At 52.9% G+C, this 4,842-nt stretch carries 3 protein-coding genes; all 3 read left to right on the top strand.

Going from position 1 to position 4,842, the window contains the following annotated elements; genetic code table 11:
• A partial coding sequence (locus ABYW01_RS14270) for a flagellin (RefSeq protein ID WP_372833836.1) occupies positions 1 to 3,063 on the top strand: 3,063 nt, incomplete at its 5' end.
• 73 nt (positions 3,064 to 3,136) lie between these two features.
• A complete protein-coding gene (locus ABYW01_RS14265; RefSeq protein ID WP_372833834.1) occupies positions 3,137 to 3,547 on the top strand; it encodes a flagellar protein FlaG in 411 nt (136 codons plus the stop codon).
• 49 nt (positions 3,548 to 3,596) lie between these two features.
• Positions 3,597 to 4,842 (top strand): flagellar filament capping protein FliD (fliD, locus tag ABYW01_RS14260; protein WP_372833832.1); only part of this gene is annotated, 1,246 nt, incomplete at its 3' end.

The raw sequence follows: 4,842 nt of genomic DNA, 5'->3' as shown, positions 1-4,842 counted from the left end.
GCTTATGACGCAGCCGGTCTGTCCATCTCAAATCGCATGACTTCTCAGATCAATGGCCTGAATCAGGCGGTGCGAAACGCCAACGACGGCGTCTCTATGATCCAGACCGCTGAAGGTGCATTGGATGAATCCACCAACATCCTGCAGCGTATGCGTGAGCTGTCTGTACAGTCTGCCAACGGTACTTATCAGGACGGTAACCGTGGCACCATGAATGCCGAGGTGCAGCAGCTGAAAGCAGAGCTGGATCGTATCTCTGACAACACCACGTTTAACGGTCTGAAGTTGCTTGATGGCAGTCAGGAAAGTGTCAACCTTCAGGTGGGTGCTGATTCTGGTCAGAACATCGAAATGAAGATGGGAGAAATATCAACGTCCGCGCTGGGTGTTTCGGCCGATGGTGGTGTGAGTGCTACCGGTACTGATCAGGCGTTAGCAAACGGTGACTTAGTGATCAATGGTGTTGCTGTTGGTGCATCTAAGGCCGCGGATGACACTGCGTCAACATCTGAAGCAGCGACCAGCTCGATTGCAAAAGCGGCGGCCATTAATGCCGTTGCAGATCAGTCTGGTGTGAGTGCTGTTGTTGATGAGAATGAGGTCGCGGGTAGCGCAATGACCGGTGCGGCGGCAAGCGGTACGGTGACCATTAATGGTACTGCATTCAGTGCGACAACCAGTACAGATACCACCGCAACCCGTGCCGCGTTAGTGGAGACGATTAACCAGAAATCGGCTGAAACCGGTATCACTGCAACGGATAGCGGTGAAGACTCGCTGGGTATTACCCTGAGCGCTGCGGACGGTCGTAATATTGAAGTGTCGTTCAGCGGTGTCACCAATACGGGTACCGGTATTGCTGCAACAGATACCTACTCCGGTGGTTATACGCTGGTCGCTAATGCGGGCACGGATACCATTGAAGTCTCCGGCGGTAACGGGACTGGAGGTGGCGATCTGTCCAATGCGGGTCTAAGTGCGGGTACCTACAGTGCGGGTATCGCAACGGTGACGTCCACCTCGCAGGTGGCGGCGGGTTCTCTAGCGGCAGCGGTTGATGCGACAGAGAGTTCCGTTGTTTCATTTACGGATCTGGCAGCGGGTGAGTCTGTATCCGTTGGTGGGCTGACCTACACCTCGGCCGCTGGTGATAATGCTGCTGCGGTTGCATTTCAATTTTCCTCACTGGTTGATACTGCCACCCCTGGTGGTCAATTCAGCGGAACCCTCACAGGCTTCAGTACCGGCGCTAACTCAGGCAGTGAAGTAACCTTTACCAGCTCTACCGCTAACAGTAATGTATCGGATCTGGATCTGACCGCATCGACTAATGCAGTGGCGGCAGGTGCACCGTCAGTGGGTGGTGTTACTCAGGGTGTTACCGGTGTGGCTGAAGAGTTTACCTCTCTAATGGGTGGTATCACTGTAGCAGGCGCGGATTCAACACTTACCTTTGACGGTGAAGCACTGACTTTATCTGCAGGCGTCTATACAGCGACACAGGTGGCTGATGCGCTTGCGGCTCAGATCGGTATCGGAAGCACTACAGCCGACGGGAATTGGACCCTGGATGCTAATGACGGTGCTGGTACCCTAACATGGACGGCAACGGCTACCGGTGCAACTACGGTTGTTGCGGGTGACTTTGTGTATGCGGATGGTGATGGTAATGCTGATACCGTTGCGGCGGTTACACCCACTGAGACTATTGCTGGTGTGACCGAAGCAATAGAACAGTCTACGATGACATTTAGTGCGTTGGCCGCCGGTGAGAGTGTGACTGTAGATGGTTTGACTTATACCTCTACCGGGGCGACATCGGCCAATGAGGTTGCAGGCGCCTTTGCGAACTTGGCGACAAACTCGACCCCAGCAGATTTAGCCACAGGTACTTTTTCGGGCCAGACCTCGGCGAACTTTACATCTGCAGCTGCAGCTGGTAACACCGTACAGTTCACCGCAACCGCTGCGGGAGCTATAGCTGATATTGTTGTAGATGCTGAAACCACAAACGGCCTGACGGTGACCACTACACAGGGTTCGACAGCAACCGTTGCGGGTGCAGTGAACTACGATAACCTGGATGCGGGTGATCTGGTGGTGAACGGTACCTCTATTCGTGAGGCCAAAGCATCTGATGATACTGCGTCTTATGACGGTGCTATCTCAAGCAGCAAGGAAGCCAGTGGTATCGCAATTGCTGCGGCAATCAATGACGCTACTGCCGAGACCGGTGTGACTGCAACGGCGAATGCCACCGAAGTGGTTGGTACTACCACTGCAACCAACGGTACTGCGGCTGAAACCGGAACGCTGCACCTGAATGGCGTGGCGATCAATCTGACGGTGCAGGGTACAGCGGAAGATAACCGTAGCCATGCAGTTGACCAAATCAATGCCGTATCTGGGCAGACCGGGGTTGTCGCAGAAGATAACGGTAAAACCCTCACGCTGACTGCGGCTGATGGCCGTAACATCGTAGCGGCGATTGATACCAACGCAGCGAATGCCGGTGGCGGCGGCGGTATCACTGGTACTAACTTTGGTCTTAGCGGTGCAGCGATCGGTGAGGCGGATATTACCGCAGGGGGAGCGGGTGATACTGCTGCTGAAGTCGCGGCCACCACCTACTCATCCGTGAGTCTGAGTTCTGCGAGCACTATCAGTGTGGATGGCAGCTCCAACGGCAAGGCCGGTGTTGAAGGGTTAGGTCTGAAGGTGGGTGACTTTGGGGGCGCGTCTAGTGGTCAGTTCCTGAAAGACGTGGATATCTCCACCGCCGAAGGTGCGCAGAAAGCAATTGATGCGATCGATAATGCCCTGGAACAGGTGAACGATGTGCGAAGTGAGATGGGTGCGGTGAGTAACCGTCTGGACTTCACCGTGAACAACTTGTCCAATGTGGTTGAAAATACTTCGGCGGCGCGTTCCCGTATCGAAGATGCGGACTTTGCGGCAGAATCTGCTAATCTGAGTCGTGCTCAGGTACTGCAGCAGGCCGGTACTGCGATGTTGGCGCAGGCCAATGCTGCGCCTCAGTCTGTACTGTCACTGCTTCAGTAAGCTCCGTAGTATGACTAAAACTGCCCTACTTTCTGCGTAGGGCAGTTTTCCATATTCAATTAGGAGGTTAGGGATGGCTATCGAGTCCATGAACGCTGCAACCGTTGCAGCCTCCTCAGTTCCGCAAACAACCCAGCAACAACTAGGGCAAGCTCAACAAGCGGGTCAGGTTCAACAACCTGATCAGGCTCAGCAGGCCAAACAAGTGGCTGAATCGGAAGCACGTGCTAAAGCATCGATTCAGGAAACAGAAGATATTTCAGCTGAACAGCTGCAGGATGCGATTGATCGCCTGAATGAGCTGATGAAGGATGGGCAGCGCTCTCTGGCGTTCAGTGTGGATAAAGAGCAAGATGAAGTCATCGTTAAGGTGATGGATGTTAAAACCAACGAAGTAATCCGACAGATTCCGAATGAAGAGGCATTGAAATTCGCCAAAAACCTTGAGGGTGTCTTAGGTGTTATCTTCAACGATCGTGCTTAGCCCCTTATAATCGTTTCTAAGTGTGTTCAGTTAATCGGGAGTTTTAGTTATGGGTAACAATATCATCAGCTCGTTGGGCGCAGGTTCAGGGATTGATGTGAGTGGCCTGGTTGATGGCTTGGTAGCCGTTGAAAAAGCCCCGTTAGAGGGCCGTTTAGATTCCCGCCAGGAGAAGCTGGAAGCTCAGATCTCCGCCTACGGTGTATTAAAAAGCAGCCTGAGTGAATTTCAGGGTGTGCTTAAGCCGCTGTCTGAAGCGGATACGTTTAATGCCCGTTCCGTCTCCTTCCCCGATTCCGATGTCATTACACCTGATAAGCTAGAGGCGAACGCCCAAGTGGGAGCTTACCAGATCGAAGTGTTGGGGGTCGCTCAGTCTCAGAGTCTTGCAACTGCGGCAATTAGCGATACGGGTGCAGCGTTGGGTGCTGGTGATATAACCTTCCGTTTTGGTGAATGGGACAGTTATACCGCACCGGCTGATCCGGCGTTAGGCAGACCCTCTGGTTTTGCCCAAAATGCTGATAAAGATGCCCTCACCATCAGTCTGGATGATGATGACTCGCTGCAGGACCTCGTCAGAAAAATTAATGAAGCGGATGTTGACCTGCAGGCGTCGATTATTCAGACAGATGGGCAGTCGCAGATGTTGTTAACGGCGCCGTCCGGCGCTAAAAATGCGATTCAAATTACAGCGCCTGATCATGCGCAGTTTGCGTTTGAGGATGGGGTCGACAGTCAGTTGATACAAACTCAGGCTGCAGCCGACGCGACCCTTCAGATTAACGGGCTGGATGTCTCGCGTGAAAGCAATAACATCGACGATGTTATACCGGGCTTGTCTTTCAGTGTGAACAAAGCCAGTGCCGGTGACAAGATCACCTTCTCTATCAGTGAAGACAGCTCCACCGGTGAGCAAGCGGTGCGTGATTTTGTCGAGGCGTATAACTCGCTCTATGAAACCCTGAAAAACCTCACAGGTACCTCGACGGATGCAGAGAGTGAAGAGGTGACCGTGGGCGGGCTGTCAAAGGATGGCAGTGCCAAGAATATGCTGTCCCAGATACGCCAGATGATGAACTCGATGGTGCCTGGTATCGACAGTGGATTTTCTGCGTTGAGCAACATCGGTATCCGCACTGAATTGGATGGCACAATAGAGATTATCGAAGACGAATTTAAAGATGCCATCGACAACAACTTTGATCAGGTGGCGAGCCTTTTTTCACCTGAATCTTCATCCAGTAAGTCCAGTTTGTCGGTAGGATACGGTAGCTCAATTGATAAGGCGGTTG

It is taken from the genome of Pontibacterium sp. (assembly GCF_041587635.1).
GTDB lineage: Bacteria > Pseudomonadota > Gammaproteobacteria > Pseudomonadales > Balneatricaceae > Pontibacterium.
This window is presented reverse-complemented; position numbering and strand designations above follow the sequence as displayed.